The 2392-nt window shown below is 58.7% G+C and carries 3 protein-coding genes; all 3 read left to right on the top strand.

Features of this window, described 5'->3' with window-relative positions:
- Positions 1-100: 100 nt before the first annotated feature.
- The gene (gene tnpA / locus KGB23_RS30000) at positions 101-418 is read left to right on the top strand and encodes an IS66-like element accessory protein TnpA (RefSeq protein WP_223433693.1); all 318 of its coding nucleotides are present in this window, start codon (positions 101-103) and stop codon (positions 416-418) included.
- Positions 415-750: an IS66 family insertion sequence element accessory protein TnpB gene (tnpB, locus tag KGB23_RS29995; RefSeq protein ID WP_146218524.1), complete on the top strand. Its 336-nt coding sequence runs from the start codon at positions 415-417 to the stop codon at positions 748-750. Before tnpA ends, tnpB begins: the two co-directional genes overlap by 4 nt.
- Before the next feature lie 62 nt (positions 751-812).
- Positions 813-2360 carry an IS66 family transposase gene (gene tnpC, locus KGB23_RS29990; RefSeq protein WP_223433692.1) on the top strand — a complete coding sequence of 516 codons (1548 nt, stop codon included), beginning with the start codon at positions 813-815 and terminating at the stop codon, positions 2358-2360.
- The last annotated feature ends 32 nt before the right edge of the window (positions 2361-2392 follow it).

Here is a 2392-nt window from a genome sequence, read left to right as displayed (position 1 = left end):
GTAAGCGGCTGGGGAAGTCACCTTCCGAACTCCAGCATTAAGGGCGATGGTGTCCGCGTATTTCTAAGCGGACGCGATCGCCCTTAACGTCAGGATTTCCATGCGCCAACGAAGCTCTTACCCGAAACCCTTCAAGGCCCAGGTTGTTCAGGAATGCCTGCAACCGGGCGCAACCCTATCCAGCGTCGCCATCAGCCACGGCATCAACGCCAACGTGATCCGCAAGTGGCTACCGCTTTACCGAGATCAGCCGCCAGCGGCGTTGCCGGCTTTCGTTCCGTTGAGAGCCAAGCCCAAACGGCAGGAGGAAGCATTGGCGATTATTGAGCTGTCGCTTGGCGAGCAATCGATCATAGTGAAATGGCCAACTTGCGATCCTGACGGCTGCGCCCGCTTTGTCCGTGGACTCACGCAATGATTCGCATCGACGCCATCTGGCTTGCCACCGAGCCCATGGACATGCGTGCCGGCACTGAAACTGCGCTGGCCAGGGTGATCGCGGTGTTCGGTGCGGCGAAGCCGCACTGCGCTTATCTGTTTGCCAACCGCCGCGCCACTCGTATGAAAGTGCTGGTGCATGACGGGTTTGGAGTCTGGCTGGCTGCTCGCCGATTGAACCAAGGAAAGTTTCACTGGCCCGGCATTCGACAAGGCTGCGAGATAGAGCTGGATACCGAGCAACTTCAAGCGTTGGTGCTCGGCCTACCTTGGCAGCGTGTTGGGGCTGGCGGTGTAATCACACTGCTTTAAAAAGCTGTAATTAGCTCCTTGGCCTACTGCCGCAAACGACCTGCTTTGGTAAAATCCAGGGCATGACTTCCTCGCCCAATCTCGATCAGATGAGCCCCGACCAACTGCGCGCCTTCGCGGCGCAGTTGCTGTCCCAGGTTGATTCGCTCGGACAGCAAGTCGACAGGATGGGCAAGAAGAACGACCGCGACCAAACCATCATCGAGCAACTCACCCACGAAATCGCCTGGTTCAAACGTAACAAGTTTGCTAAGCGCAGTGAGCAATTAAGCCCTGCTCAAGGCAGCCTGCTCGATGACCTGCTCGACACAGACATCGCGGCCATTGAAGCCGAGCTGAAGGCGTTGAATCCGCCGGCTACGCCGGCCGAGCCACGCAAGCAGCCCAGGCGTGTTCCATTGCCTGCGCAGTTTCCGCGTACCGTGATTTATCACGAACCAGACAACACCCAATGCCCCTGCGGATGCCAGCTCCAGCGGATCGGCGAAGACGTCAGCGAAAAGCTCGATTACACGCCGGGCGTGTTCACCGTGGAGCAGCATGTGCGCGGGAAATGGGTCTGCCGCGAGTGTGAAACGCTGACTCAGGCACCGGTTCCGGCCCAGGTAATCGACAAAGGCATACCGACCGCAGGGCTGCTGGCTCACGTGATGGTGGCAAAATTCGCCGACCATTTACCCCTGTATCGCCAAGAGAAAATCTTTGGCCGCGCCGGCCTGGCTATCGCCCGCTCGACACTGGCGCAATGGGTCGGCCAAACCGGCGTGCAACTCCAGCCCTTGGTCGACGCGCTGCGTGAAACGGTACTTGCCCAAGGCGTGATTCACGCAGACGAAACCCCAGTGCAGATGCTCGCGCCGGGCGAAAAGAAAACCCATCGTGCTTATGTCTGGGCCTACTGCACAACGCCGTTTTCGGCACTTAAAGCAGTGGTTTACGACTTCAGCCCGAGCCGTGCGGGTGAGCATGCACGCAACTTCCTTGGGCAATGGAACGGCAAGCTGGTTTGCGATGATTTCGCCGGCTACAAAGCAAGCTTTCAGCAAGGCATCACCGAAATCGGCTGCATGGCCCATGCCCGCCGCAAGTTCTTCGATCTGCATGCGACGAACAAAAGCCAACTGGCCGAACAGGCGCTGCACTCAATTGGCGGGTTGTATGAAATCGAACGGCAAGCGCGGGAAATGACCGACGAGGATCGCTGGCGAATACGTCAGGAAAAAGCGGCGCCCCTTATCGACGCACTGCATACCTGGATGCTGGCCCAGCGCGACCTTGTGCCCGAAGGCTCGGCTATCGCCAAAGCTCTGGATTACAGCCTCAAGCGCTGGGGCGCACTGGCTCGATATATCGAGGACGGTGCTGTGCCCATAGATAATAATCCAGTGGAAAACCAGATACGGCCGTGGGCACTCGGCCGCTCCAACTGGTTGTTCGCCGGTTCACTGCGCAGCGGCAAACGAGCAGCGGCGATCATGAGTTTGATCCAGTCGGCGCGCATGAATGGGCATGATCCATATGCCTATCTCAAAGATGTGCTGACGCGGCTGCCAACGCAGCGTGCCAGTGAGATTGATCAACTGCTGCCGCATCAGTGGGTGCCGGCCTGAGTCACGCAAGGTGACTTCGGCGGACGCTTACG

The organism is Pseudomonas sp. GL-B-26, from assembly GCF_019947405.1.
In the GTDB taxonomy this organism is placed as follows: Bacteria; Pseudomonadota; Gammaproteobacteria; order Pseudomonadales; family Pseudomonadaceae; genus Aquipseudomonas.
This window is presented reverse-complemented; position numbering and strand designations above follow the sequence as displayed.